This window comes from Ectothiorhodosinus mongolicus (assembly GCF_022406875.1).
Taxonomy (GTDB): Bacteria; Pseudomonadota; Gammaproteobacteria; order Ectothiorhodospirales; family Ectothiorhodospiraceae; genus Ectothiorhodospira; species Ectothiorhodospira mongolica.
Genome location: NZ_CP023018.1, coordinates 1,309,270 through 1,336,103 on the forward strand (window position 1 = coordinate 1,309,270; position 26,834 = coordinate 1,336,103).

The window sequence follows — 26,834 nt, forward strand, 5'->3', positions numbered from 1 at the left end:
GATGACTGAATTGAAGCCGAAAAAAATGATGTTGGCAGTGGCCTTGGCCTGTGCGGGCAGTCTGAGTTTGGCCGGATGTGGGCTTCTTGGAGATCGTGACCCGACGTCACGTGAAGCCCAAACCCGGGCGCTTGAAGTGCCCCCGGATTTGATTCCGCCCTCGGTGGATCCCAGTTTTCGTATCCCTGAAATCGGTGAAGGGCGAGTCGCCGCCAGTCAAATGCCTGCCGGACAGAGAGAATCCGGCATAACTCAAACTGCAACCGTGGCGCGGGTCTTGCCTGTACCCGATGGCATGGAGATTCGTCGCGAGGGATCGGTGCGTTATCTGCATGTCAACGCCGCGGCCGATGAGCTTTGGCCTGCCATGCGTAACTTCTTTCGCGAGCAGGGGTTGGCTTTAACGGTAGACGCCCCTGAGCGCGGAGTATTTGAAACCGATTGGGTGCAAACCCGTGCGGGACTGCCCCAAGAGGGCGGCTTACGCAGTCTCATCGCTCGTGTGTTTGGTGATGGCTACGATGCGAATATGCGTAATCAATTCCGAGTTCGGGTTGAGCCGGAATCAGCCGAAGCCTCATCTATTTTTGTCAGTCACCGTGGCGCAGAGGAAGTGGCTGAACGCGAGGATTTGATTCGCTGGGCCATGGTGCCTGCTGACCCTGAAGCGGAAGCACAAATGTTGGTACAAATCATGAATCATCTGGCAGGTATTCAGACCGATGAGCCTGCGGCGACCGGTATGCAGTTTGTCGATGTGGGGCCGGCAGTACGACTGGTATCGGATGCGACGCCGCCTTATGTTGAAGTACAGGGTGAATTTGAGCCCACTTGGCGGCGCTTGGGTGTGATGTTGGACCGAGCCTCGTTACTGGTGGATGACGTCGATCGATCTAACGGGATTTATTACGTCACCTATCGTCCGGAGCGAGATCAAGCTGAAAGGACTGGGTTTTTGGGGCGCGTCTTTAGTCGCGAAGACTTGCGGGTAGATACGAACACTCAGTTCAGGATCATTGTTCGCGAGTTCGAAGGGCTTACGCGGATCACCGTTCAGAATCAGCAGGGTGAGCCCGCATCGCAACGTGAAAACGATGTGGTACTCACCCGCATTCGTGACCAGTTCGGCTCTTAGGCCAGATCTTTGTCCGTCTCAATCAGCGCATAAGCGGAATGATTGTGGATGGACTCGAAGTTTTCTGAGGTGACGGTGTAGGCGCGGATGCGCTCTTCATTATTCAGGCGCAAAGCCACGTCGCGCACCAGATCCTCAACAAACTTCGGATTATCATAAGCCCGTTCGGTAACGAATTTCTCATCAGGACGCTTGAGTAGCCCATAGAGTTCGCATGAGGCTTCGGCTTCAACCATATCAATGATTTCTTCCACCCAGATGAAATCGGCGATGCGGGCGTCCACTGTCACATGTGAGCGTTGATTGTGGGCGCCGTATTGAGAAATCCCCTTGGAGCAGGGGCACAGTGTCGTTACCGGCACCAATACCTTGATGCGCATCACTGCCTCACCGTCTTTCACCTCACCGATGAAACTCACTTCATAATCCAACAAGCTGCAGACGCCAGATACTGGGGCCGCTTTGTTGATGAAGTAGGGGAAGCACATTTCGATATGTCCTGACTCTGCTTCAAGACGCTCAGCCACCTCTTGCAGCATGAGTTTGAAGGTCTCCACGGTAATTTCTCGCTCATGGGAGTTGAGGATATCCACGAAGCGCGACATGTGGGTGCCTTTAAAATCCTGTGGCAAGTTCACATACATAGAGAAGCGAGCCACCGTGTGCTGCTCGCCACCGGAGCGATCTTTGACGCGAACCGGGTGCAAGATGTCTTTGATGCCCACCTTGTTAATGGGAATCTGGCGAGTGTCAGCACTGGACTGCACGTCAGGCATATTGGTAACAACAGTGGCGGCCGTAGAGTTCATCATTCGTTTCCTGATTCAGTTTTCCGTATAGCGGACGCAAGCCCGATCTGTTTCCCACAGAGTGATAGCCTTGAGTTGAATGCCTTTGTTGTTGCTAAGGCGTTCTGACATCTCCTTGAAAAACCAGGCTGCAATATTTTCAGCGGTAGGGTTTTGGTTTTGAAAAGCGGGCAGATCATTGAGATAACGATGATCCACAATCTCAGTCACTTCCCGCGCGTACTGTTTGATGGTTTTGAAATCCAACACCATGCCGAGGTTATCCAGCACTGAGGACTCAACTTCCACCTCAACTTTCCAGTTATGCCCATGCATTCGGGCGCAGTTTCCGGGATAGTCCCGCAAAGTGTGTGCAGCACAAAACTCCGTCAAGACTTTCAGATTGTATAACGGAGTCGCCACTAAAGCTTACCAGTTTGGTCGGATATTATCGAAGCAGGGCCGGTGGCACAAGTTTTTCCTTGAAGGCGTAGCTCGATGGCCTCTGCAATGGCATTGGCAGTCAGCCCAGCATCCTCTAGCAACTCCTCACGGCTACCTTGACCCTGGAAACGATCGGGCAAGCCCAGATGCAGCATGGATACCATGATTCCCTGTTGGTGCAGATATTCTGCAACCGCCGAACCAGCGCCGCCAGCTACCACATTATCTTCCACGGTGACCAACAAATTATGCTGCTCCGCGAGTTCTTGAATCAGTTGGGTATCCAGTGGCTTCACAAAGCGCATATTCACCACAGTCGCGTTGAGACGTTCACCTACTTCCAGTGAGATGGTCAGCGGAGCCCCAAAAGCCAATATGGCAACCTCCTTACCGTTGCGACGCATTTCAGCTTTGCCTACTGGCAAAGGCAGCAGCCCGGATTCGGGTGCAACGCCAGGGCCTTTGCCACGCGGGTAGCGGACCGCGGCGGGCTGATCTAAAAGATAGCCGGTGGTGAGCATGCGTCGGCACTCGTTCTCATCGGCCGGGGTCATGATCACCATATTGGGCAGACAGCGCATAAAAGAAATATCAAAACTGCCGGCATGCGTGGGCCCATCTGGACCGACCACGCCAGCGCGATCAATGGCAAACAGCACGGGCAATTTCTGCAAGGCAATATCATGCACCAGTTGGTCATAGCCTCTTTGCAAGAAGGTCGAGTAGATGGCGACCACCGGTTTAACTCCGGTGCAGGCCAGGCCGCCCGCTAAAGTCAGGGCATGCTGTTCGGCAATACCGACGTCGTGATAGCGATCCGGGAAGCGTTCGGCATAGCTCACCAAGCCTGAGCCCTCACGCATCGCCGGCGTAATGGCCACCAAACGCTCATCGGCCATGGCTTGATCACACAACCATTGCCCAAATACTTCAGTGTATGTGGGGCTAGAAGGCTTTTTATTGGGTTTGCTGACTAAGCCTTGCTCGGGGTCGAAACTGCCCACCCCGTGGTAAGCACAAGGATCTTGTTCGGCGGGTTCATAACCAAAGCCTTTTTTGGTCACCACATGCAACAGCAGCGGGCCCTCAAGAGCATGCAGATTGCGCAATACTTTGACTAAGCCGGCGACATCATGGCCGTCGACTGGGCCGTAGTAGTTAAAGCCCAGTTCCTCAAATAAGGTCCCAGGGACGATCATACCTTTGACATGTTCCTCGGCGCGGCGCATGAACTCGCGCATCGGCGGCATGCGATCTAAAACCTTTTTGCTGCCCTCGCGAACGCCTGAATAAAGTGGGCCTGTCAGCAGGCTGGCCAGATAGCGATTCATGGCACCTACATTGGGCGAGATCGACATGTTGTTGTCGTTGAGGATGACCAGCAAATCCGCTTTTTCATCACCGGCATGATTCATCGCCTCAAAAGCCATCCCTGCAGTCATAGCGCCATCACCAATCACAGCAATCGCTTTGCGCTCCTGTCCCAGTTGCCGGGCGCCCAGCGCCATGCCCAATGCGGCACTGATTGATGTGCTGGAGTGGCCAACGCCAAAGGTGTCATAAGGGCTTTCATCGCGTTTCGGAAAGCCTGCGAGTCCATCCTTGATGCGGAGCTTATCCATGCCTCCGCGCCGCCCGGTGAGAATTTTGTGCGCATAGCTTTGATGGCCCACATCCCACACCAGAAAATCCTCTGGTGTGTTAAACACGTGATGTACGGCGATAGTGAGTTCAACGGTTCCCAAGTTTGCCGCGAGATGACCACCGGTGCGTGCTACCGAAGCCAGCAAAAAGGCCCGTAACTCCTGTGACAGTTGCTTGAGCTCAGCAACCGATAAACTGCGGAGTTGTTCCGGGCTGGTAATGGTATCCAGCAGAGGATATGTGTCCATGGAGCTCAACATCAGGCAATCACGAAAACTTTCATTATCCCTTTCGCCCCATCTGACGCGCAAGCAACTTCACTTTCTTAATGGATACGTTCGATGATGTAACGGGCGATGTAGCGCAGCAATTCGGCTTTTTCACCAAAGCGCTCAATACTGCTTAACGCTTGGTTCACTAGCTCTAATGCCTCCTTTTTCGAGGCTTCCAAGCCCATTAGGGCCGGATAAGTTGCTTTACCCAGAGCCTGATCAGCTCCTTGGGTTTTGCCAAGCGTGTGCGTGTCGCCTATCACATCCAGCACATCATCTTGAATTTGAAATGCCAGGCCAATGCACTTGGCATAGTGATCCAGCTTGGCAGTGTCATCCTCATTTGCTGAGGGCGCACCCAAGGTTGCCAGCATCACAGCGGCACGAATCAAAGCCCCTGTTTTGTGAACATGCATATCTTCGAGTTCGGCGATACTCACCGTCTTGCCCGCCGAGGCAAGGTCAATAGCCTGGCCGCCCACCATGCCCCTTGATCCAGATGCCATGGCCAGATGTTGAATCATCGCTAAGCGCGGTTCAGCGGCCGCAAGCATGGAACGATCCTGCGCCAGAATTTGAAAAGCCAAGGCCTGTAGTGCATCACCTACCAAAATTGCCGTTGCCTCATCAAAGGCCTTATGACAGGTAGGTTTGCCGCGGCGCAAATCATCATCATCCATAGCTGGCAGGTCATCATGAACCAGCGAATAAACATGGATGAGTTCCATGGCGCAGGCCGGGCCATCCAGTTGCTCCAAGGGAACTCCCAATGCCATTCCCGTGCCATAAGTCAGTATGGGGCGTATCCGCTTGCCACCATTGAGAACGCTGTAGCGCATAGCCTCATGCAACATCTGCGGATGAATGCTGGCGGCTGGCAACCAATCTTGAAGGCGCGCCTCGACGCGCTGCTGCAATTCGCTGATCAGGGGTTTCATTCCCCATCTCCGGCACCATCGAAACCCTCATTGGGCGATGCGACGGAAGTCTCTTCGCCGTTAGCACTGAGCTGGCGAACCTTCTGCTCTGCACTCATCAAGACCTGCTGACATTGTCGGGTCAGAGCGATGCCCCGCTCAAACTCGCCCAGCGCATCTTCCAAGCTGAGTTTGCCGGATTCCATGCGCGTCACCAAAGATTCCAATTCAGTCATGGCCTTTTCAAAATCAGCCAAACTGAGATGTGTTTCCTGACTCATTACCGTATTGTCCTTAAGGTTGTTGCGCCTACGTTAGCCCAAAGCCTCTGCGGCGAAAAGTCTCAGATGGCATCCAAGACTTCAGAAAGTCTTCGCGCAGCAATGATTTCCATACCGCGAATGGCTTTACGCGGCTGATTGCCAGCGGGCACGATAGCTCGGGAGAACCCATGTTTGGCGGCCTCCCTGAGACGCTCTTCGCCATTGGGCACAGGCCGAATTTCTCCCGCCAGCCCGATCTCGCCAAAACTCACCAGCTCATGAGGCAGGGCGCGATCGCGAAAGCTAGACAAAGCCGCCAACAGCATAGGGAGGTCTGCTGCCGTCTCACTGACGCGCACCCCACCGACCACATTAACAAACACATCTTGATCGAACAGCCCAATGCCGCCATGCCGATGCAGCACAGCCAACAACATATTCAGGCGATTTTGTTCAAGACCCACCGTGACTCGACGTGGCTGCGATGCATGCGATTCAGCCACCAACGCCTGCACTTCCACCAGCAAGGGCCGAGTGCCTTCCCGCGTCACCATAATGATGCTGCCGGGCACCGGCTTTTCGTGCCGAGAGAGAAAAATCGCCGATGGGTTGGTCACCGGCTTGAGGCCCGTGTCTAGCATGACGAAGACGCCCAACTCATTGACCGCTCCGAACCGATTTTTAACGGCGCGCAGCAATCGATAACGGCCGCCCGGATCACCCTCAAAATACAGTACGGTATCGACCATGTGCTCCAGCACCCTAGGTCCGGCGATTTGACCCTCTTTGGTGACATGACCTACCAAAAACAAAGCAGTGCCCGTTTGCTTGGCATATCGCACCAGCATGGCGGCACTTTCGCGCACCTGCGAGACAGAGCCGGGCGCGGATTGCAGAGCTTCTGAATATAGGGTTTGAATCGAATCCACCACCATCACCTGGGGTGCTTCTTGGCGCGCATGCTCGATCATGCGCTCGACGCAGGTCTCAGTCAGCAGGCGCAGATCCGCGCACGCCAGTTCTAGGCGGCGCCCCCGCAGTGAGACCTGTTCAGGGGACTCCTCGCCAGTCACATACAGGCTTTTGGCATTCTCTAGCGTGGCTAAAACCTGAAGCAGCAATGTGGATTTGCCAATGCCCGGGTCGCCGCCAATGAGCACCACCGATCCTTGCACCAAACCGCCTCCCAAAGCCCGATCCAGCTCGGACAGACCGGTGGGTATGCGTTTCTCGGCATCGGCGCTGATGTCTCCCAAGCGGCGCACCTCCACTGCAGCACCGGCGTAGCCAGCAAAGCGGCCGGGGCGAGAGTCGGTTTGTGTGTCAATAATGGCTTCGCGAATACTGTTCCAAGCACCGCATTCGCCGCATTGGCCCGCCCATTTGGCGCTGATGGCGCCACATTCACTGCACTGATATTGGTTTTTAATTTTCGCCATACGTTATCTTTATTGATCCGCTTCAGAGGGGTCCGGTGGCACGGCTGGGCTGAGGCGCGGATCGATACGAACAGTTTTAATGGCATTGTTTTTAACATGCAGAATTTCGATGGGGTAATTCTCGATCAATACACTGGTATGGGCATCGGGGATGGTTTCCAGGTGTTCCAGTATGAGTCCGTTCAGCGTGCGCGGGCCCTCTAGGGAAAAGTTCGAGCCCAACAGGCGATTCAGGTCACGCAGGCTGATGCCGGCATCGATGAGATAGCTGCCATCCGCCTGAGGCAGGATTTCGGGATTCACGGCCGCTGGATCGGTGGTGAATTCACCAACGACTTCCTCCAACAAGTCCTCTAGCGTCACTAAGCCCTCGATATCCCCGTATTCATCCACGACCAGGCCGATGCGGCGACGCTCTCTCTGAAAGTTCAGCAACTGACGATTGAGATTGGTGCCTTGGGGAATGAAATAGGGGTCACGCAAATTGGCGCGTAAGTGCTCAGCACTGAACTCTCCCTGATAGACCATGGGCAGTACCCGACGCAGGTGAATAAAGCCCAGCATGTTGTCTACGCCGCCAGCAAAAACTGGCAAGCGCGTATATTGGCTGTGAATGATGAGGTCTTCGATCTCGTCCCAATCATCTTCCAGATCGATGCCGACAATTTCGTTGCGCGGCACCATGATGTCCTCCACTGTGGCCTTTTCTAAATCGAGCAAATTCACCAGCATGCGCTGATGCCGCGCGGGAATCAGTCCGGCCGCCTCGTTGACGGCTACTCGTAATTCCTCACTCGAGAGTGCATGTTGAGCCCGCAGTTGTGGCCCCACGCCAAGCAGGCGCAAAACCCCATTGGCCAGCAGATTTACCAGCCACACCAGCGGATAAATCAGTCGCAGCAGGGGGCTATATACATAAGAAGCTGGATAAGCAACGCGATCAGAATGCAGCGCCGCCAGAGTTTTCGGCGCCACTTCGGCGAATACCAAAATAGTGAGAGTCAAAAGGCCAGTGGCAATGGCGATACCGATGTCGCCATACAGTCGATAGCCCAGATAGGTCGCCAACTGAGTGATGAGAATATTGACGAAGTTGTTACCCAGCAGAATCAGGCCAATGAGGCGGTCAGGTTGTTCCAGAAGCTTCTGCGCGCGTCGAGCCCCGCCATGACCCGCTTGAGCCATATGTCGCATGCGATAGCGGTTGAGTGCCATGAGCGCGGTTTCTGATCCGGAGAAGAAAGCGGAGCAGAAAAGCAGGGCGATCAGCACAATCGCCAGTGCACTTAAGGGTATGTTTTCCACGTTCGGATCAGACGCCGAGTAAGCGCGCCAGGATCATGCGGCTACCGATATAAGCGATAAATAGCCAAACAAATCCGGCCAATGTCCAATGCGCCGCCTTGCGACCGCGCCAGCCAAATTGAAAACGACCAAACAGCAAAACTGCAAACATGACCCAGGCAATCAGCGCGAACACGACCTTTTGCAGCAGGTGCTGGGCAAAAATATCCTCCAGCACAAATAGGCCGGTGGCCAGCGCCGCGGTGAGAAAAATAAACCCCCATCCGATGATGTGAAACAGCAGTGTATCCATCAATGATAAAGGCGGTAGGGCACGAATCAGCCCGCCGGGGCGATGGTTTTGCAGCATATGGGTTTGAATGGCCAACACGGCAGCTTGAATCGCGGCAATGGTGAATAAGCTAAAGGCAATGAGTGCCAACAGCGTATGAGCACGCAGTGAAGGGTCCATGGGGGTAGCCGGGCCTACGCCGGAAAGCGCCATGTCTAAGGCCACAGTGACACCGGCAAAAGGCAGCAAGACAATGCCTAAAACGTGAATCGGATGCCGGAACGACCAGGCAAAAAGAAATGCCGCGATAACCCAAGCGGTCAGCGAGACCACCGTGAATACTCCGAGGCTATCGGCATTTTCCCCGAATAAAAACGCATACAGCACAAAGGCATGCAGCACGATGGCCGCGCCCCACAAGGTAAATAGGCGAGGCAGACCACGACTGCCAGGGGGTTCTCCTGCGGCCGTGAGTTTCAGGCGCTGCATCAACAGCGCGCCGCCGACGAAATAGAGTACGGTGGTAATGAGGGCAATTAGGGCGACAAGCATGCGTCTTCCGGGACTCAGATTGACACCCGAATGATTGCACAGATCACCGCAGCGGTGAAGTAATGCGAAGTTTCGCGCTACAATACCTAGCCATGTTCAGCACACTTTCAGATCGCCTTCAGGGCACCATTAAGCGGCTGCGTGGCCAAGCGCGCCTGACTGAGGAAAATATTCAGGAGACCGTGCGCGAGGTGCGTAAGGCCCTGTTAGAAGCCGATGTCGCTTTGCCTGTGGTGCGGGAGTTTATCAATCGTGTGCGCGAGCGGGCCATTGGCAGTGAGGTCTTGACCAGCCTGACGCCAGGTCAGGCGTTGGTGAAAGTGGTTCACGATGAATTGACTGAGGTGATGGGCAAAGCCAATGACGCTCTAGACCTCAGTGCACAGCCGCCAGCGGTTATTTTGATGGCGGGTTTGCAAGGCGCGGGTAAGACCACATCCGCGGCCAAGCTGGCGCGGCGCCTAAGAGAAAAAGACGATAAAAAAGTCATGCTGGTGAGCTGTGACGTCTACCGTCCAGCTGCGATTCGCCAGCTTGAAACCTTGGCTCATGAAGTGGGTGTTGGCTTCATCGATAGTGCTGCTGGCCAGAATCCACGCGATATTGCCCGCCAGGCGCTGGATCAGGCACGCAAACAATTTCAGGATGTTTTGATTGTTGACACCGCCGGTCGGCTGGCGATCGATGCCGAAATGATGACGGAAATTGCAGATTTGCACGCTCTGCTACAGCCGGTAGAAACCCTATTTGTGGTGGACAGTATGACTGGCCAAGATGCGGCCAATACCGCCAAGGCATTTAATGAAGCACTGCCACTGACTGGAGTGATTCTCACTAAGGCCGATGGTGACGCCCGAGGCGGTGCAGCGCTCTCCGTGCGACACATCACGGGGAAACCCATTAAATTTATGGGTATAGGCGAGAAGACCGCCGCGCTCGAGCCATTCCACCCCGAGCGTCTGGCCTCGCGCATTTTGGGTATGGGGGATGTTTTAAGCTTGGTGGAGCAAGCCTCGACCCAGGTCGATCAGAGCAAGGCCGAAAAGCTCGCCCGCAAACTCAAAAAAGGCAAAGGTTTTGATTTAAACGACTTGCGCGAGCAGCTGGGACAGATGTCAAAAATGGGTGGTATGGCGAGCTTGATAGAAAAACTGCCTGGAGCAGGCCAGCTGCCTGATGCCGTCAAAAACAAATCCCATGACAAAGATCTGGGCCGCATGCTCGCGATTATCGACTCCATGACCCCAGTTGAGCGGCGTCAGCCGGACATGATTAAAGGGTCGCGCAAGCGACGTATCGCGCTGGGTTCTGGGACTCAGGTGCAGGACGTGAATCGGCTGCTCAAACAACACCAACAAATGAGCCGCATGATGAAACAGTTTTCTAAGGGCGGGATGAGCAAGATGATGCGTTCACTCAAAGGCAAGATGCCGGGTGGGCGGATGCCCTTTTAATGCTTGTTCCGCGCTATTTGGCGTGTATAATGCGCGGTTTACTTTGGGATTGATCCCCCAACCTCATCCGAAAAGTTTAGCGGAACAGAATATGGTAACGATTCGACTGGCACGCGGCGGCGCCAAAAAGGCACCCTTTTACAAGATTGTGGTGACGGACTCTCGCCGTCGTCGGGATAGCGGATATATTGAACGCTTGGGCTACTTCAACCCCGTGGCTCGCGGCCAAGAAGTGCGCCTGCACATGAATGCAGAGCGCATCGATCACTGGTTGTCACAGGGTGCCAAGGCTTCTGAGCGTGTGGCCACGCTGCTCAAGGAGTTTCGCAAGCAGAACACCCAGGTTGCCTGAGCGCGGCTAACACCACCATGGTGGTGCATGACGCAGTGATTCTGGGCCGCATTGTCGGTGTCTATGGGATCAAAGGCTGGGTCAAGGTGTTTTCCGAGACGCAGCCACGCGAGGGAATACTGAATTATCAGCCCCTGTACATTGCGGACGGCGACAGCTGGCAGCCGCTAGCAGTCGAGACGGGAAGGCTTAGCGGTAAAAGCATTATCCTAAAATGCCAAGGCGTTGATGATCGTGACGCGGCCCAAGGGTTGGTGGGGCGGGCGCTGGCGATTGATGCGGACCAGTTACCCCAGTTGGATCCGGGTGAATACTACTGGTCACAGTTGTTGGGTTTAGAGGTGGTGAATCTCCAGGGCGAGCCTCTGGGTAGAGTCGATCATCTTCTAGAGACCGGCGCCAATGATGTGTTGGTGCTGGAGGGTGAGCGTCAGAGATTGGTGCCCTACGTGCCGCAGGTCGTTAAGCAGGTGGACTTGGTGCAAGGGCGGATGACAGTGGACTGGGGTGCTGACTTTTGAGTGCACTAAGGTTTGATGTCGTAACAATTTTTCCACAGTGGGTTGAGAGTCTCACCCACTGGGGCGTAACCGGAAGGGCAGTAGAGCAGGGTCTGATAGAAGTCGGTTGTTGGGATCCGCGAGATTACACTCAGGACCGCCACCGGACCATTGATGACCGGCCCTACGGCGGCGGTCCTGGGATGGTGATGAAGCTGGAACCTTTGCGTTGTGCCATAAAGGCGGCGCGGCAGGCAGACAGCAGACCCGCCAAGGTGCTGTGTCTCAGTCCGCAGGGGCGAGTGCTAGACCAGGGCGCCGTACGTCAGATGGCCTCAGCCTCGCGGCTGATTCTGTTGGCGGGGCGCTATGAAGGTATTGACGAGCGCCTCATCGAATCGGAAGTCGATGAGGAGTGGTCGCTAGGAGATTATGTGCTGTCGGGTGGTGAACTCGCTGCCATGGTTCTCATTGATGCCTGTGCCAGGCTGGTTCCCGGTGTTTTAGGGGATGCCGAGTCTGCACAGCAGGACTCGTTTAGTGATGGTCTGTTGGATTGCCCTCACTACACGCGGCCAGAAAGTATTGATGGTGTGGCAGTGCCGCCGGTTCTATTAGGCGGAGATCATGCTAGAATCGCGCGCTGGCGGCGCAAGCAGTCCCTAGGTCGAACCTGGGAACGGCGTCCGGAGTTGTTGAAGGAAGAGAATTTAAGTGAGGCAGACCAAGGTCTGTTAGAAGAGTATCAGCGCGAAAAGTCTGGGAATCAGGGCTGAAGCGCAAAACGAAGTCGCAAAAGAGGTTTGAAACATGAGCACGATTATTCAGCAACTCGACGCCGAGCAAATGGGTCGCCAAGTGCCGGAGTTCACCCCGGGTGATACGGTCGTGGTGCAGGTTAAAGTGAAAGAAGGCGATCGCGAGCGTTTGCAGTCTTTCGAAGGCGTCGTCATTGCCAAGCGCAACCGCGGTATTAACTCCGCTTTCACGGTTCGCAAGATCTCCCATGGGGAGGGAGTGGAGCGCGTCTTCCAAACCTACAGCCCCAGCATTGCCGATATTCAGGTCAAGCGCAAAGGTAAGGTTCGCCGAGCCAAGCTCTACTATCTGCGTGGTCGCAGTGGTAAGGCAGCGCGAATTAAGGAAGACATCTAAGACTTGCGGCTTAAGCTGCAAAAACTCCTCAACAGCCAGCTTGTCTGGCTGTTGGCGTTTATGCCGCCTGCTTTTGCGGATTTGCTGATTGATGAGGCGCGTCTGCTTGCCCGTATGGGTGCCACCGATATGGCTTTGGAGGTTTTAGACCGAGAGTCTTTGGACTGGCAGGTGCAAACCGGGGCATGGATGGATCGCGAACAAGTGCGCCTGGAGATACTCAGTCAGGCTGAGCGCTGGGAAGAAGTCGCTGAGCGCGCTGCGCTGATTCCCATTGAATTACCGGTAGAGTTTGTCCTGTGGGGACGTACCCAGCAAGCCACCGCGCAGCTAGCTCTAACACAAAGCCAAGCAGCCCGAGACACTTTGCGGCCATTGATATGGTTCGGCTCACAGCATGTCGAAGCCCGCTGGCTGCAGAACTGGCGTCGCATGGTCATCGAATCCTATGAGCAGGAAGAGCGCTGGGCAGACGCCTTGCCCGCCTTGGCTTTTTATCAAGCTGACTATAGCGATCAAGGAGAAGATCTTAGTCTTTGGTTAGCGCGTCTGTTTTTTGCCTCGGGGGATTATGCAGCGGCTGCTGCTCAGCTGGTTGGGGCCAGTGATGCGCGTGGCATCGCACTGCGCCTCATGGCGGAGCTGCAATTGCCTGAGAGTAATGCCGAGCAAATCCGTCAGCGAGCCGTGCGTCAGGCCAGAGCCCAGAGCGCTGGCAGTGCCGATGCAGCTCGCTCACTTGCAGTAGCGGCCCGTGCCGCAATGGCAGGTGATCAGCTACAGGCTCAGATCCTGGCTTTAGAAGCGGCTCTGGCTACTCAGCGACATCTGCACACCGATGATCGGGCTTTTCAAATTCCCAGCCAGTGGCTGTGGGAAGCCTATCAACGGCTGGGTGCCCAGCAGAGTAATGAAAGACAGCTGCTCTTGGGTGAGGATGAAGCATGGATACAACTCGTGACATCTTTAAGCGCTAGTGATGCGGTGACAGCCCGCGCTTTGCTGGTGCAGATGGCAATGCGCTGGCCCAACCCTGCTGGGCGAGATCAGGCTCATGATGGCTTTGTTCGCCTGCTGCTGGATTCGCTCAGTGGTGGCAGCGAGGTGCTTAACCGTCTTTATCTCACTGGCACCGTTTATGGCAGCCCACAGAGAGTGCCGCACGGGGCGCGTCATCTGCTGGCACAGCGTTTGTTGGAAGCTGGCGATTTGGCCACTGCGGCCAGCTTAATGTTGGATGTTCAGGCGCCGCCCGCCAGTTTAGATGGCTTTGATTGGGGCCTGCGTCGGGCGCGGGCGCTAATTCTGGGCGGCTACGAAGAAGCGGGCATTGATGGATTATACGATGTGTTAGCTCAAACCCCGGTATTGGACGAAGCCCGGGGTGAGCGTTTTCTGCAGGTGATGTTTGATCTGCAAACGGTGGGGCGTGATCAAGAGGCCATTAACCTGTTTCAGGCCTTGGCACCGCGTTTGGAGTCTTCTCGGCAAAGACGCGAGTTATGGTTTTGGATGGCCGACTCTTATCGAGCCCTGGAGGAATATGACTTAGCGGCGCGGTTGTACTTGCGTTCGGCCTTGGCCGGTGACAGCACTGATCTTTGGGGGCTGAGCGCGCGTTTTCAGGCAGCTGAGGCCTTAGCCAAGGCTGGCTATCTGAATGATGCCGCTTCCCTCTACCGCGATCTATTGCGCCGCACCGACGATCCGGGACGCCGCCTCGTCCTCGGCCAAAAACTCCAAGAGTTGCTGCTGCGTTGAAAAAAATGGGGTACGACCCCATCTAAGGGGTCGTACCCCATTTTTCTGTTATTGAGAGCACGTCATGACCGTCACAAGCCATAAAGAAACCCACTCTTTTCAGACTGAGGTCAGCCAGTTGCTGCACCTCATGATTCACGCGCTTTATTCGAATAAAGAGATTTTTTTGCGTGAACTGATCTCCAATGCAGCCGATGCCTGTGACAAATTGCGTTTTGAGGCCCTATCCGACGATGCTCTGATGGAAGGTCAGGCTGAACTGGCAATCGACATCCAGTTTGATCCCGAGGCTAAGACGTTGAGCATTACGGATAATGGCATCGGCATGAATCGCGAAGAAGTGCTGGCCAATATCGGCACCATTGCCCGCTCCGGAACCCGCGAATTTCTCACCAAGCTCACTGGCGATCAGAAAAAAGATGCGCATTTGATCGGCCAGTTTGGTGTGGGATTTTATTCAGGATTCATCGTTGCCGACAAAGTCACGCTCACGACTCGGCGCGCCGGTATGGGCGCTGAACATGGGGTGCGCTGGACTTCCGATGGCAGTGGCGAGTTTGAGATTGAAACTCTTGAACGGTCTCAGCGCGGCACGCAGGTGGTGTTGCATCTGAAAAAGGACGCTGAGGAGTTTCTCGATGAGTGGCGGCTGCGACAGATTATTACCCGGTATTCCGATCACATCTCCCTACCGATTCGCATGCCTAAGCGCGATGACAAAGGTGAGGAGATGGGTGAATGGGAAACCGTGAACCGTGCCAGCGCCCTCTGGACCCGCTCCAAGTCAGACATCAGTGACGAGGAATACCACGAGTTTTACAAACACGTAGCCCATGATTTTGAAAACCCCTTGGCTTGGACGCATCACCGCGTTGAAGGCCGCCAGGAATATACCTCGCTGTTATACATCCCACGACGTGCACCCTTTGATCTTTGGGATCGAGAGCGCCGCCAGGGTATCAAGTTATATGTACAGCGCGTCTTCATCATGGAAGAAACAGAGCAGTTGATGCCGACTTATCTACGCTTTGTGCGGGGCGTGATTGACTCAGCTGACCTGCCATTGAACATTTCCCGTGAGATCCTGCAAAGCAATCGCTTAATTGACGGCATGCGCTCAGGTTCGGTGAAGAAAATCCTGGGGCTGCTGGCGGATATGGCAAAAAACCAACCCGAGCAATATGCCGAGTTTTGGGAGGCATTCGGCCGTGTGCTCAAGGAAGGTCCCGCCGAGGATCATGCCAATCAGGAACAAATTGCTCAGCTGCTGCGTTTCGCCAGCACCCATTCCGGTGAGGCCAAGCAAGACGTCTCGCTTGAGGACTATGTGGCGCGCATGTCCAAGGATCAGGACTGCATTTATTACATCACCGCCGATTCTCATGCGGCGGCCAGCAACAGCCCCCATCTAGAGGTGTTTCGCAAACGCGGTATCGAAGTGCTGCTCCTGTCTGATCGGGTGGATGAGTGGCTGGTGGCACATCTGACGGAGTTTCAGGGGAAAAAGCTGAAATCAGTCGCCAAAGGCGATTTGGATTTAGGCAAACTCGATTCCGAGGACGAGAAAAAAGCTCAGCAGGAGGCTGAAGAGCAAGCCAAAGATTTACTGCCGCGCCTAAAAAATGCCCTCGAGCAACAGGTGGAAGACGTGCGGTTTTCTCATCGCCTGACCGATTCCCCGGCCTGCATCGTGCTCTCCGAGCATGATATGGCGCTGTACATGCAACAGTTGCTCAAGCAGGCTGGCCAAGATGTGCCGCGCACGCGGCCGGTGCTTGAGGTGAATCCGGCGCATCAATTGATCCAGCGAATGCAGGCCGAAAGTGATGAACAGCGCTTTCAAGACTGGGCCAGCTTGTTGCTCGATCAGGCCATCTTGGCCGAAGGTGGGCAACTGGAAGATCCCGCCGGTTTTGTGCGCCGGATGAACACATTGATGATGGCTGCGTGATATTCATCTCGGGGCCGCATCAGGCCTAGGCTACAGCATAAAAAGGGCCTCTTTTGAGGCCCTTTTTATGGGCGAGGAAAGAAAAAAATCGACCGTTCATACTTGCAATTTCCACCGTCTGGCTATAGCCTCGCTGCTGATGTGACCCACTACATAGTGTGGGTGTCGCCAAAGAAACCACAACAGATTGTAGAAATAGGGGATAGCTCACGATGAAATCTCAGGCCCGTCAAGTGCTTGCGGCAGTAACTTCAAAAGAGGTGCCTCTTCAGCCCGCATCTATCGATATCTGGGACAAAAAATACCGACTGCGCAGTCGTTCCGAAGCGCCGGTAGACCAAACGATTGATGATACTTGGAAGCGCGTAGCGCGCGCATTGGCGGATGTGGAAGCTACCCCAGAATTGCGCGAACATTGGCACGAAAGATTTCTTTGGGCATTGCGTCAAGGCGCGATCCCTGCTGGCCGGATTGTGGCGAATGCTGGCGCTCAAGAGCATAAGCCAGCCACCTCAACGATTAACTGCACCGTGTCGGGAACGATTACCGATTCCATGGACGATATTCTCGATAAGCTGCATGAGGCTGGTTTAACGCTTAAGGCGGGCAGCGGTATTGGCTATGACTTCTCTACCCTGCGTCCACGCGGCGCTTATGTCTCCGGTGCCGGCGCCTACACCTCTGGCCCGCTCTCCTTTATGGAGATCTACGACAAAATGTGTTTCACCGTCTCCTCAGCCGGCGGCCGTCGCGGCGCGCAGATGGGGACCTTTGACATTGGCCACCCTGACGTGATGGATTTCATTAAGGCCAAACGTCAAGACGGTACCCTGCGGCAGTTCAATCTGTCCTTGCTGATTACCGCGGACTTTATGGAAGCAGTGCGCGACGATACCGACTGGCCGCTGGCTTTCCCGGTAAAACAACAGGAAGTGGAACTCGATGGCATCGATATCAATGATGCTTCCCAAGTTCTCTGGCGTGACTGGCCGGGTGATGGCAAGTACGTGCGCAACGACGAAGGCCAGGTTGCCTGTCGGATTTATAAGCACGTGCCGGCACGCAATTTGTGGAACGTGGTAATGACTTCCACCTATGACTATGCCGAACCGGGTTTCGTGCTCATCGACAAAGTGAATGAAATGAATAATAACTGGTGGTGTGAAAACATCCGCGCCACTAATCCCTGTGGTGAGCAGCCCCTGCCGCCTTATGGGGCTTGTCTGCTGGGCTCGGTCAATTTGACCCGATTTGTGCAGGATCCATTCACCCCCGAAGCACGTTTTGATATGGATGGTTTCCGCGAGGTGGTCTCGGTGTTCACCCGTATGCTAGACAACGTGGTTGAGGTTAATGGCTTGCCACTGTCACAGCAGCAAGGTGAGATTGAGCGTAAGCGGCGTCATGGCATGGGCTACCTGGGTCTAGGCTCTACCATCACTATGCTGGGCATGAAGTATGGCGATGGCAACTCGCTATCCTTCACCGAGGAAGTCACCCGCGAAATGGCTTTAGCCGGCTGGCGTACAGGTTTGGAGTTGGCGCGTGAAAAAGCGCCGGCACCAATCATGGATGAAGAGTTTGAAGTGACACCAGCGATGCTGCGTCTGCGTCCCGAGATGCAAGCTGACGGTATCAAAGTGGGCCAAAAGCTGTCTGGGCGTGTCTTGCATGCGCGTTACAGCCGCTATATGCAGAAGATTGCCGAGGCCGACCCACAGTTGGTGAAAGAGCTCGAAAAAGAGGGCTGCCGTTTTACCCATCACAGCTCTATCGCACCGACCGGGACTATTTCCCTGTCGCTAGCGAATAACGCCAGTAATGGGATTGAGCCTTCATTTGCGCACCATTATTCGCGCAATGTAATTCGTACCGGTAAGAAATCAAAGGAAAAAGTCGATGTCTTCTCCTTTGAACTGCTGGCTTATCGCGAGCTGATTAATCCCAAGGCCATGCCTTATTCCGATGATCCCGAGGCCCAGCTGCCGGATTATTTCATCACCGCCGATGACATCACCCCCAAGGCGCATGTCGACGTGCAGGCCGCGGCGCAGAAATGGATTGATTCCTCCATTTCAAAAACAGCCAATGTACCCACCGATTATCCTTTTGAGGATTTCAAGAATATTTATCTCTATGCCTATGAGCAGGGTTTGAAAGGCTGTACCACCTTCCGTTTCAATCCTGAGGCCTTCCAGGGCGTTCTGGTTAAGGAAAAGGATCTGGAGAATACCGTGTATCGCTTTGTCTTAGAGGACGGCAGCACGGTGCTCGCCAAGGGCAATGAGGAAATTGAATACGACGGCGAGACTCATACGGCCGCTAATCTCTACGATGCCCTGAAAGAAGGGTACTACGGTAAATTCTGATTACGGAGTGACAACAATGGCTATTCAGATCGCAAAACAAATTGTCGACTTCGGCATTCAGAAGGACGAACCAGAAACTCAGCCGGCTGCAGAAGCGCCAGCGGCAGAGCAGGCGGTTACCCCTGCTGCCGAGGTCACCGCTAAGGTCGTGCAAATGCACGAAAAACTGGAGCGTCCGGAGATGCTCTTGGGTTCGACCTATAAGCTCAAGACGCCGCTGTCCGAGCACGCACTCTATGTGACGATTAATGATGTGGTGTTAAACCCAGGCACAGAGCATGAATTGCGCCGGCCCTTTGAGATTTTCATCAATTCAAAGAACATGGATCACTTTCAGTGGATCGTCGCTCTGACGCGGATTGTCTCGGCAGTGTTCCGTAAGGGTGGGGACGTTACCTTTTTGGTGGAAGAGCTGCGCTCGGTGTTTGACCCGCGTGGTGGCTATTTCAAAAAGGGTGGCAAATACATGCCCTCGCTGGTGGCCGAGATTGGCGATGCGATCGAAAGCCATATGCGCATGATTGGTCTTATCAAAGACAAACTCGATGAGCATCAGCAGCGCCACGTACAGGAAAAGCGGGCGGAATTTGAAGCTCTAACCGACGCCGGCACCGTGGGTGAAGCGGAAGGTAATTTCCCGGCGACCGCTACTTTATGCGGCAAATGTCACACCAAAGCTGTGGTGGTCATGGATAACTGCCTGACCTGCTTGAATTGCGGCGACAGCAAGTGCGGCTAGTTTAAATCAGGCGCGCAATCGCTCTCTGGCATACCGGGCTGCGCCCAGCAGCCCGGCATCCGTTTCTTGAATAATACCCACCGGCATGCGCTGCAATAGGTGCTGCATGGGTGGCTTGTGGGTAAAGGCTTCAATGAAGCCGCTAGTCGTCAGCAGGGGACGCAGCTTCGCAGCAATTCCCCCGGCAATATAGACGCCGCCAAAGGGTAAGCAATCCAGCGCCAGATCCCCCACCTGACTGCCGTACATTTCGATAAATTGCTGCAACACCCGCAGTGCTAGAGGGTCCTCCTGTTCCAGTGCTAGTGCAGCGATTTGTGCGGCCGGATCAGTCTCTTCAAGGGCCTTTTCTAATGCGGGGCTGGTCATATCTGGCTGTCCACAAAAGAACGCGGCGATACGGGCAATGCCGCGGCCGCTCAAAAGATCCTCGCGTGTGCAACGGCCCTGTTGGGCGTGGATGAATTGCCAAAGTGACTGTTGCAGTGCATTGCTGGGCGCAAAGCCCGCATGTCCGGCTTCTGTGGCCAATACTTGAGGCGTGGGGCCAGACAAGCGCAGGCAAGCGCCAAGGCCCGTGCCAGCGCCCACCACCAAGCGCGGCGCCTGATTATTGGGCGTGCCCGTCTGCAGCCAAAATAGCGAGTCCGGTGGTAAATCATCAAGACCCTGCGCAATGGCCGCAAAATCATTCAATAAATGAACCTCTGTGATCGCCAGAAGCTGGGTGAGTTTTTGAATATCCACCTGCCAAGCGAGATTGGTTAATGTCACTTTTTGGAATGGCGCATTCATATCAACAGGTGCAGCAACCGCCAAGACCGCCACGTCAATAGAGCCGACGGTCTGGGTTTTGAGGAATGTCTGTAACAAATCCTCGATTGAGGCATGGTCGCCGCACAGGGTTTCCCAGCGGGCTATCGGCTGCCAACCATTGTCATTCTCTCGAGTTTCGCCCAACAACAAGCGGGCGCGTGTGCCGCCGATGTCTGCTGCCAAAAAGCATTGACCAGGCATGTTGGCTGACTAGGAGGCCTGCAATTGCCGCCGCTTGCGGTCAACGGTTTGCAACAAATGGTCGAAGGCATCGACAAAGGCCTGCACGCCCTCCCGTTCGAGTCTGTCGGTGATGCTGGTCAGGTCAATGCCTAAATCGCTTAAAGCGCTCAGACGTGGAGCCGCTTCATGGGCGGGCGCAGGCAGTTGCGTGGACGCCACGCCGTGGTCAAGAAACGCTTCATAAGTAGCTGGGGGTAGGGTGTTGACCGTGTTCTCACCAATCAGTGCTTCGACATAAACCACGTCACGATACTCAGGGTCCTTGGTACCCGTGCTCGCCCACAAAAGGCGCTGTGTTTGTGCCCCTGCAGCCGCCAATTTCTGCCAGTCGGCACCGCTACAAGTGTCCTGGTAATGAGCATAAGCCAGCTGTGCATTGGCGATGGCGATTTGCCCCAGCAAATGGCTCACAGATTGGCCTTGCTGCAGCCGATCTTTGAGCAGCGCATCCACAGCGCTGTCGACGCGGCTGATGAAAAAGCTGGCTACAGAGGCGATATTGCTAATGTTCTTACCCGCAGCAAGACGCGACTCTAGACCGCGCATGTAAGCGCTGAGTACTGCCTGATACCGCTCCAGAGAGAATAAGAGCGTGACGTTAACGCTGACTCCTTCGGCAGTCAGCTGTTCAATGGCATCGATCCCCGCCAAGGTGGCCGGCACCTTGATCATCAGGTTGGGGCGCTTGACACGGGCATGTAGCTCTAAAGCCTGATGAATCGTCGCCTTGGCATCATGCGCCAAATCCGGCGAAACCTCGAGGCTGACATAACCGTCACGGCCGTTGGTTTTTGCATAAGTGGGCGCAAAAATATCAGCGGCTGCCTGAAGATCTTCTATGGCTAGTTGATAAAAAAGATCGGCCGTGCTGATATCCGGTTCGCGTTGTCGCTGCTTGCGGATGCGCTCATCATAAAGCGAGCTATCACTGATGGCTTTATCAAAAATTGCGGGATTGGAAGTCAAGCCGGCCAAGCCATGCTGCGCAATGAGCTCGGCAAGCTGCCCGCTGGACATTAAGTCACTGCGGATATAGTCATACCAAATGCTCTGTCCCAGAGCGCGTGCCTGCAGCAGTGGGTTGGTGTTCGACATTCAGCGCAACTCCTTCATGGATAAGCTTTCAACAGTGTAACCCGAGCCTTAAACGGGCTTCGAGCCTTGGCGATCCAGGCAGGCGTTACTCAAACGCACGAAATCATCCACACTCAAGGTTTCTGGTCGTCGTTGAGGGTCGATTTCAAGTGCCTCGATCATCGCTGGCGGGCAATAAAGACTCAGCGCATTGCGCAGTGTTTTGCGACGCTGAGAAAATGCATCACGCACCAGCCTGCCCAAATGTTGTGGGTTGCTGGCCACGCGCAAAGGTTGGCTATGTGGGATTAGGCGCACCACGGCAGAGTTGACCCTAGGTGGTGGATTGAAGGCGCCCGGTGCCACATCAAACAGGCGCATCGCCTGGCAGTGATACTGAATCATCACACTCAGACGCCCATAGGCATTGCCACCCGGAGGCGCGGTGAGTCGGTCAACCACCTCTTTTTGCAACAGAAAATGCATATCAGCAATTTGCTCGATCTGCTCGAGCAAGTGGAACAGCAAAGGCGTGGATATGTTGTAGGGAAGATTTCCCACCACCCTCAGTGGCCTTGGACCAATGATGTCATTTAAGTCGAAGCTCAGCGCATCTTGTTGATGAATCTGTAAGTCACCAAGACCCGCGCAGGCTCGCTGTAGCAGCGGAATCACATCCCGATCGAGTTCGACAACGTGCAAACGGCCAAGGCGCTCAAGCAAGCCTCGGCTAATGGCGCCGAGTCCTGGACCGATTTCCACCAAGGTATCGCCGGCGCAGGGATGGATGGCGTTAATCATGCGTTGGATAACGCCGGGGTCATGCAAAAAGTGCTGCCCAAAGCGTTTGCGTGCTTGATGTTCCATCGGATCTAGCGGCTGGCCGAAGAGGACAGCGGTGCCTTTTGGCTTAAATCCACGGCCATTTGCAGCGCTGCCTCTAAACTGCCGATATCGGCTTGGCCCGTGCCAGCAAGATCCAGCGCCGTGCCATGATCCACCGAAGTGCGAATCATCGGCAGTCCCAGAGTGATATTCACCGCATGACCAAATCCAACATGCTTCAGTACTGGCAAGCCCTGATCATGGTACATCGCAAGCACGGCATCGGCATCCCGTAGATGTCGGGGCGTGAACAAGGTATCCGCCGGCAGTGGGCCTTCTAAGTGCATGCCTTCACGACGCAGCTGATCGAGTACGGGGATGATAATGCGGCATTCTTCATCACCCAGATGGCCATTCTCCCCTGCGTGCGGGTTAAGACCGGCTACGACGATACGCGGCTGGTCAATCTTAAACTTAGCCTGCAGATCAGCCTGCAGGATGCGCAGCACCGCAATCAGGCGCTCAGCCGTCACGGCGTCGGCAACAGCGCGAAGCGGCAGATGCGTGGTAAGCAACGCAACACGCAGATCATCAGCTACCAGCATCATCACCGGTAAAACCTGACCACAGCGCTCGGCAAGAAATTCGGTATGCCCAGTAAAAGTGATTCCCGCATCATTGATTACGCCTTTGTGCACGGGTCCGGTGACCATGGCCGAAAACAGATTTTGTAAACACCCGTCAGCGGCTTTTTTCAGCGTCTCAAGGACATACTGGGCGTTGGCTGGATTCAGTTGGCCGGCTTGTGCGGGCGCAGAGATCTGCACTCCGGGCATGACATGCATGACGCCGGGGTGGTCGGCCACCGCCGGTTGATCCGCGTCGAAGGGGGTGAACTCCACAGGCAAGGATAGCTGTCTTGCGCGTTGTCGCATGAGCTCAAGATCGGCGACTACCACGCGCTGGGCAGCACTGGCATGCATACCCAGCTGGCAAACTAAATCAGGCCCGATACCCGCCGGTTCCCCCGGGGTAATGGCGACTCTGGGGACCCGCTCACTCACCGCAGGCGGCGGCCACGTTCCATGCCTGCTGCCAGAGGATCATCAAGGCGATACTCGACAAAAGATTCATCGCGCAAACGACGCAACCAAATCTCCAGTTCATCCTCACGTTTTCGCTCGCGAATGAGGTCACGAGCTTGAGCCCGCATGATCTCGCGAGAACTATCGTGGCTGCGCCGTTCAGTGACTTGCAGAATATGAAAACCAAAGGGGCTAGCAAAGGGCTCTGAGACATCACCCACGGCGGTACGATTCATGACGTCCTCAAAGGCCGGAACCATCATGCCGGGGTCAACCCAGCCTAGGTCTCCGCCGCGCGTGGCACTGCCAGGGTCATCAGAATGCGCCCGCGCCAGTTCCGCAAAATCTGCACCATCGGCAATGCGGTTATAGAGATTGCGCAGCCGCTCACGTGCCTCTTCGGGGGTGAGGATCTCCGAGGGTGTGATCAGAATGTGGCGGGCACGTGTTTGTTCGATTTGTACCTGCTCATTGCCGCGGCGCTCAGTCAGCTTGACTAGATGAAAGCCCGAAGGAGAGCGAATGACTTCACTGATGTCACCCTCACGCATGAGCACTACATGACGCGAGAACAAGGTTGGGACTTGGGCGGCGGAACGCCAACCCAAATCGCCGCCATCCAGCACGGTTTGCCCTTCAGATTCACGCAACACCAGTTGTGAGAAATCAGCTCCGTCCAAGGCTTCGCTGCGAATCGCTTCAGCGCGCGCCCGCGCTTCGCGAATTTGCTCAGGATTGGCACCCTCCGGCAGGGAAATAAGCAGATGCTGTAACCGATATTCTAAATTGCGATCAATAGCACCGCTCTCGCTGGCAATCAAATCATCGATTTCCTGCTCACTCACCTGAATACGTGTATCCACACGGCGCCGATGCAGTTGTGAGATGGTCATTTCGTCACGAATCTGTTCGCGAAAAGCCCTGAAATCGATACCGTCGGCTACCAAGCGATCGCGAAACTGCCCTAAACTCATGCGATTTTCACGGGCGATGTTTTCCAGCGCATTGTTCAGACTGATGTCATCAATGCGAATGCCGAGGCGACTGGCCTCCTGTAATTGCAAACGCTCCATGATCAAGCGATCCAGAACGGGTCTGAGTAAAGCCTCGCGAGGCGGTCTCTGACCATCGCGAGCGGCAATTTGCTGTTCAATCAAGCGCAGACGCTCGAGCAACTCACTTTGCATGATCACATCTTCATCGACCACAACAGCAACGCGATCTAAGAGTTCACCATCGCCCGCCTGCGGGACCGTTCCTTGAGCTTGCGCGGCGTTTAAAGCGTAGGCGCCGAGTAGCGCACAGGCCAGCATCGATTTAATAATCTGTTTCATAACCTAAGACACCCTCAGAAATCAGCTCGCCCAGTGGGTCACCCAAACTGCCCATGCCGCTAAAAATAAGTTGTAGAAAAACGCCCTCATTATACGGCTCTTCTGTGTTTGCTGTGAGGATACGTCGTCCCAAAAGCCGCACAGCCCAACAACAGCTCCGATATTCCAGCCCCGCAAAGGCTTCAAGGTCTTCTTGGTCGCGCAAGCTATAGGACCAACGTCCCACAGCCGTCCAGCGAGAGCCCAGCGGCCAAGCGGCAGAAAAGTCGACTTGCTCTTGATTGTCTCGGCGGTATCGGTGCGCCAGGTTCAAGACGCGCTGCTGGTCGGGTCGATATTGTAATTGAGTCGTCCCCTGTTCAATTTGTTCCCAATTTTTATCCCATTGCGCGGTGGTTCTCACACTCACGGACCGCCAGGGTCGCCAAGCCGCCTCACCGATGTAGGAAGAAGCGGATTCCGTTTCAATTTGATTGGATCCTAAGCCTACCCGTCGGTCGCTGAGAAAATGAATTTGCCCCAAGCTGGCGCGGAATTCCTCGATGCCCGAGTCCAAATTGATGACGCGGGTGGTGAGCGCGGTGGTGATCTGATTGGTATCGCCGACGCGGTCTGCACCGCTGAATCGTTGTTCATTAAACATCTGATCGAAACTAAACCCGAACCTTGAAGTGTCAAAGCGCGGAATGTCGTCTTGATCTCGAAACGGCGTGTAGGTGTAGAAAAGGCGGGGCTCTAGGGTCTGCAGGCGTTGCTCACCGAAGAAGCGATCGAAAAATAGCCCCCCATCCAGGCTGACCGTTGGTAGTGCACGGCTGAGCGAATCATCCCCAGAGGCAAAGGCATTATCCGCCTCAATATTGTTTAAAGCATAGTGGGTCAGCCGATAACTGGCCTTAGGCGTAAAAAACCACCCCGGGGCGCGTTGTGGCCAGCTTAAGCCATAGGTCACATCGGTACGCTGCGCTGTTAATGAATCACGTCGATCGAACGCCACCCATTCCGCATCTAAGCGGTAATCCAGATCGCTGCCCGCAAAGCCACCGCTGCTGCGCCATTGAATTTGCGGCAGGCGTTTGTAGGGACGTGATCGGCCAGCGATACTTGGGTCGATGGTCTCATAGTCCTGAGCCCGTGCCAGAAGACTCCAGCCATTACCGCGATAATTCAGATCAGCACGTCTTTCCAAATGGGTGGCACTGGTGATGTTCAGGCTGTCTGCAAAATCATCAAAATACTCAGGGTCTGATACCGTTGACCCAAAGGTCGAGAACCCCAGTCTTGGAGAAATATCCCAGCGATGCTGCCAGGCAAATAGGCTACGGTCATCGTTATAGACAGAATCATTGGGCAGATAATCCAGTTCCAGCTGACCGCTGCTCGCCGAAGTTAGGTAGCGGTACTCGGTGCGCAGCATGGTGCCGCGTCTTTGCATATAGCGGGGTGCTATCGTCGCGTCACGCTGTGGTGCTAAATTGAGGTAATAAGGGATTTCAATATCGGTGCCGGTACTGGTCGAGTTGCCGAAACTGGGGATGAGAAAGCCGGATTTACGCCGATCGTCAATCGGGAAATCCACGTAAGGCGTGTATAGTAATGGCACGCGGTAAAAGCTCAGCCAAGCATTTCTGGCCACGCCCCTTCCAGTCTCTTGATTAAGATCGACGCGCGATGCCCTGAGTAACCAATCATTGCGACCTGGATCGCAAGTGGTGTAGCTCGCGCGGGTCAGCCGGGTGCGGTTTTCACCGCGCGGTTCGATTAAATCCGCCTCGCCTCGAGCATGGCGAGGGTATAGGAAGTATTCCGCCTCGCGAAACTCACCCTGTAGCGTCTCTAAAAAAATAAACCCTTCTGGCCCAGTAATGCTTAATTCACTCGCCACATCCAACTGCACATTGCCAAAGGCATCAACGCGCCCTTGGGCTTCGTCGTATTCAATTCGATCGGCATAAATGCTGCGTGCATCTTGATGTGCCTCAGCATTGCCGATCAGTTCTGAGATTCCGCCTCGATCCATGAAACCCGAATCACCAAAGAGGCGAAGCTGTCCATCGGCGGGGAACAATACAGCAGGTGGCTCAGGCTGATATGTGCATAAGGCCCATTCGCCCAAGGTCGTCGTTGGCAGCAGGGCTGCTGCCAA

General features: G+C 54.9%; 24 protein-coding genes. 10 read left to right on the forward strand and 14 right to left on the reverse strand.

Annotated features, from left to right (window positions below; all coding sequences use genetic code 11):
* Position 1: 1 nt before the first annotated feature.
* Positions 2–1,135 carry an outer membrane protein assembly factor BamC gene (gene bamC, locus CKX93_RS06270; RefSeq protein WP_076755809.1) on the forward strand — a complete coding sequence of 378 codons (1,134 nt, stop codon included), beginning with the start codon at positions 2–4 and terminating at the stop codon, positions 1,133–1,135.
* Here the strand turns inward: bamC and folE2 are convergent.
* From folE2 to CKX93_RS06310, 8 genes are all read right to left on the reverse strand, one after another.
* A complete protein-coding gene (folE2, locus tag CKX93_RS06275) occupies positions 1,132–1,944 on the reverse strand; it encodes a GTP cyclohydrolase FolE2 (protein ID WP_076755810.1) in 813 nt (270 codons plus the stop codon). The two genes, bamC and folE2, sit on opposite strands and share 4 nt — an antisense overlap.
* A gap of 15 nt (positions 1,945–1,959) precedes the next feature.
* Entirely contained in the window at positions 1,960–2,346 is a 387-nt protein-coding gene (gene queD / locus CKX93_RS06280) for a 6-carboxytetrahydropterin synthase QueD (RefSeq protein WP_076755811.1), read from the reverse strand.
* Entirely contained in the window at positions 2,346–4,268 is a 1,923-nt protein-coding gene (gene dxs / locus CKX93_RS06285) for a 1-deoxy-D-xylulose-5-phosphate synthase (RefSeq protein ID WP_084178694.1), read from the reverse strand. Before dxs ends, queD begins: the two co-directional genes overlap by 1 nt.
* Positions 4,269–4,336: 68 nt before the next feature.
* A complete protein-coding gene (gene ispA / locus CKX93_RS06290) occupies positions 4,337–5,221 on the reverse strand; it encodes a (2E,6E)-farnesyl diphosphate synthase (protein ID WP_076755813.1) in 885 nt (294 codons plus the stop codon).
* Positions 5,218–5,481: an exodeoxyribonuclease VII small subunit gene (locus CKX93_RS06295; protein WP_076755814.1), complete on the reverse strand. Its 264-nt coding sequence runs from the start codon at positions 5,479–5,481 to the stop codon at positions 5,218–5,220. Before CKX93_RS06295 ends, ispA begins: the two co-directional genes overlap by 4 nt.
* A gap of 62 nt (positions 5,482–5,543) precedes the next feature.
* The gene (radA, locus tag CKX93_RS06300) at positions 5,544–6,902 is read right to left on the reverse strand and encodes a DNA repair protein RadA (RefSeq protein ID WP_076755815.1); all 1,359 of its coding nucleotides are present in this window, start codon (positions 6,900–6,902) and stop codon (positions 5,544–5,546) included.
* A 9-nt stretch (positions 6,903–6,911) separates the two neighbouring features.
* Positions 6,912–8,207, reverse strand: coding sequence for an HlyC/CorC family transporter (locus tag CKX93_RS06305; RefSeq protein WP_076755816.1), 1,296 nt, complete (start codon positions 8,205–8,207; stop codon positions 6,912–6,914).
* Positions 8,208–8,214: 7 nt separating this feature from the next.
* Positions 8,215–9,030: a cytochrome C assembly family protein gene (locus CKX93_RS06310; RefSeq protein ID WP_076755817.1), complete on the reverse strand. Its 816-nt coding sequence runs from the start codon at positions 9,028–9,030 to the stop codon at positions 8,215–8,217.
* Positions 9,031–9,122: 92 nt separating this feature from the next.
* Here CKX93_RS06310 and ffh point away from each other — a divergent pair, with 92 nt between their 5' ends.
* The 9 genes from ffh to CKX93_RS06355 all read left to right on the forward strand — a co-directional run bounded on the left by ffh (position 9,123) and on the right by CKX93_RS06355 (position 19,311).
* Complete coding sequence (ffh, locus tag CKX93_RS06315; RefSeq protein ID WP_076755818.1) at positions 9,123–10,484, forward strand: signal recognition particle protein; 1,362 nt, start codon at positions 9,123–9,125, stop codon at positions 10,482–10,484.
* Positions 10,485–10,575: 91 nt separating this feature from the next.
* The gene (gene rpsP, locus CKX93_RS06320; RefSeq protein ID WP_076755819.1) at positions 10,576–10,836 is read left to right on the forward strand and encodes a 30S ribosomal protein S16; all 261 of its coding nucleotides are present in this window, start codon (positions 10,576–10,578) and stop codon (positions 10,834–10,836) included.
* Between the two features lie 17 nt (positions 10,837–10,853).
* Complete coding sequence (gene rimM / locus CKX93_RS06325) at positions 10,854–11,357, forward strand: ribosome maturation factor RimM (protein ID WP_076755820.1); 504 nt, start codon at positions 10,854–10,856, stop codon at positions 11,355–11,357.
* Positions 11,354–12,112 carry a tRNA (guanosine(37)-N1)-methyltransferase TrmD gene (gene trmD / locus CKX93_RS06330; protein WP_076755821.1) on the forward strand — a complete coding sequence of 253 codons (759 nt, stop codon included), beginning with the start codon at positions 11,354–11,356 and terminating at the stop codon, positions 12,110–12,112. Before rimM ends, trmD begins: the two co-directional genes overlap by 4 nt.
* A gap of 34 nt (positions 12,113–12,146) precedes the next feature.
* Positions 12,147–12,491 carry a 50S ribosomal protein L19 gene (rplS, locus tag CKX93_RS06335; protein ID WP_076755822.1) on the forward strand — a complete coding sequence of 115 codons (345 nt, stop codon included), beginning with the start codon at positions 12,147–12,149 and terminating at the stop codon, positions 12,489–12,491.
* Between the two features lie 3 nt (positions 12,492–12,494).
* Positions 12,495–14,252 carry a tetratricopeptide repeat protein gene (locus tag CKX93_RS06340; protein WP_084178676.1) on the forward strand — a complete coding sequence of 586 codons (1,758 nt, stop codon included), beginning with the start codon at positions 12,495–12,497 and terminating at the stop codon, positions 14,250–14,252.
* Between the two features lie 64 nt (positions 14,253–14,316).
* The gene (gene htpG, locus CKX93_RS06345) at positions 14,317–16,203 is read left to right on the forward strand and encodes a molecular chaperone HtpG (RefSeq protein ID WP_076755823.1); all 1,887 of its coding nucleotides are present in this window, start codon (positions 14,317–14,319) and stop codon (positions 16,201–16,203) included.
* 212 nt (positions 16,204–16,415) lie between these two features.
* Complete coding sequence (locus tag CKX93_RS06350) at positions 16,416–18,572, forward strand: adenosylcobalamin-dependent ribonucleoside-diphosphate reductase (protein WP_076755824.1); 2,157 nt, start codon at positions 16,416–16,418, stop codon at positions 18,570–18,572.
* 16 nt (positions 18,573–18,588) lie between these two features.
* Positions 18,589–19,311 carry a TSCPD domain-containing protein gene (locus CKX93_RS06355; protein WP_076755825.1) on the forward strand — a complete coding sequence of 241 codons (723 nt, stop codon included), beginning with the start codon at positions 18,589–18,591 and terminating at the stop codon, positions 19,309–19,311.
* A 6-nt stretch (positions 19,312–19,317) separates the two neighbouring features.
* On the opposite strand, the gene CKX93_RS06360 is transcribed toward CKX93_RS06355, so the two are convergent.
* From CKX93_RS06360 to CKX93_RS06385, 6 genes are read right to left on the reverse strand one after another with little or no spacing between them, the layout of a single operon-like run.
* Positions 19,318–20,328, reverse strand: coding sequence for a glucokinase (locus tag CKX93_RS06360; RefSeq protein ID WP_076755826.1), 1,011 nt, complete (start codon positions 20,326–20,328; stop codon positions 19,318–19,320).
* A gap of 9 nt (positions 20,329–20,337) precedes the next feature.
* On the reverse strand, positions 20,338–21,465 hold the full coding sequence (gene tal, locus CKX93_RS06365; RefSeq protein WP_076755827.1) for a transaldolase: 1,128 nt from the start codon (positions 21,463–21,465) through the stop codon (positions 20,338–20,340).
* Positions 21,466–21,513: 48 nt separating this feature from the next.
* Positions 21,514–22,311: a 16S rRNA (adenine(1518)-N(6)/adenine(1519)-N(6))-dimethyltransferase RsmA gene (gene rsmA, locus CKX93_RS06370; protein WP_076755828.1), complete on the reverse strand. Its 798-nt coding sequence runs from the start codon at positions 22,309–22,311 to the stop codon at positions 21,514–21,516.
* Between the two features lie 5 nt (positions 22,312–22,316).
* Positions 22,317–23,333: a 4-hydroxythreonine-4-phosphate dehydrogenase PdxA gene (gene pdxA / locus CKX93_RS06375; RefSeq protein ID WP_076755829.1), complete on the reverse strand. Its 1,017-nt coding sequence runs from the start codon at positions 23,331–23,333 to the stop codon at positions 22,317–22,319.
* A complete protein-coding gene (locus CKX93_RS06380) occupies positions 23,330–24,688 on the reverse strand; it encodes a peptidylprolyl isomerase (RefSeq protein ID WP_234982827.1) in 1,359 nt (452 codons plus the stop codon). Before CKX93_RS06380 ends, pdxA begins: the two co-directional genes overlap by 4 nt.
* Positions 24,672–26,834 (reverse strand): LPS-assembly protein LptD, encoded by a 2,163-nt coding sequence (locus tag CKX93_RS06385; RefSeq protein WP_234982828.1) that lies wholly within the window; start codon positions 26,832–26,834, stop codon positions 24,672–24,674. Before CKX93_RS06385 ends, CKX93_RS06380 begins: the two co-directional genes overlap by 17 nt.

Bases quoted from the DNA above. Each gene is read 5' to 3' on its own strand.
- rpsP (WP_076755819.1), top strand. From the start codon at position 10,576: ATGGTAACGATTCGACTGGCACGCGGCGGCGCCAAAAAGGCACCCTTT.
- radA (WP_076755815.1), bottom strand. From the start codon at position 6,902: ATGGCGAAAATTAAAAACCAATATCAGTGCAGTGAATGTGGCGCCATC.
- ffh (WP_076755818.1), top strand. From the start codon at position 9,123: ATGTTCAGCACACTTTCAGATCGCCTTCAGGGCACCATTAAGCGGCTG.
- bamC (WP_076755809.1), top strand. From the start codon at position 2: ATGACTGAATTGAAGCCGAAAAAAATGATGTTGGCAGTGGCCTTGGCC.
- CKX93_RS06310 (WP_076755817.1), bottom strand. From the start codon at position 9,030: ATGCTTGTCGCCCTAATTGCCCTCATTACCACCGTACTCTATTTCGTC.
- CKX93_RS06355 (WP_076755825.1), top strand. From the start codon at position 18,589: ATGGCTATTCAGATCGCAAAACAAATTGTCGACTTCGGCATTCAGAAG.
- folE2 (WP_076755810.1), bottom strand. From the start codon at position 1,944: ATGAACTCTACGGCCGCCACTGTTGTTACCAATATGCCTGACGTGCAG.
- tal (WP_076755827.1), bottom strand. From the start codon at position 21,465: ATGTCGAACACCAACCCACTGCTGCAGGCACGCGCTCTGGGACAGAGC.
- CKX93_RS06360 (WP_076755826.1), bottom strand. From the start codon at position 20,328: ATGCCTGGTCAATGCTTTTTGGCAGCAGACATCGGCGGCACACGCGCC.
- ispA (WP_076755813.1), bottom strand. From the start codon at position 5,221: ATGAAACCCCTGATCAGCGAATTGCAGCAGCGCGTCGAGGCGCGCCTT.
- CKX93_RS06295 (WP_076755814.1), bottom strand. From the start codon at position 5,481: ATGAGTCAGGAAACACATCTCAGTTTGGCTGATTTTGAAAAGGCCATG.
- CKX93_RS06380 (WP_234982827.1), bottom strand. From the start codon at position 24,688: ATGAAACAGATTATTAAATCGATGCTGGCCTGTGCGCTACTCGGCGCC.
- rplS (WP_076755822.1), top strand. From the start codon at position 12,147: ATGAGCACGATTATTCAGCAACTCGACGCCGAGCAAATGGGTCGCCAA.
- rimM (WP_076755820.1), top strand. From the start codon at position 10,854: ATGGTGGTGCATGACGCAGTGATTCTGGGCCGCATTGTCGGTGTCTAT.
- rsmA (WP_076755828.1), bottom strand. From the start codon at position 22,311: ATGGAACATCAAGCACGCAAACGCTTTGGGCAGCACTTTTTGCATGAC.
- htpG (WP_076755823.1), top strand. From the start codon at position 14,317: ATGACCGTCACAAGCCATAAAGAAACCCACTCTTTTCAGACTGAGGTC.
- CKX93_RS06350 (WP_076755824.1), top strand. From the start codon at position 16,416: ATGAAATCTCAGGCCCGTCAAGTGCTTGCGGCAGTAACTTCAAAAGAG.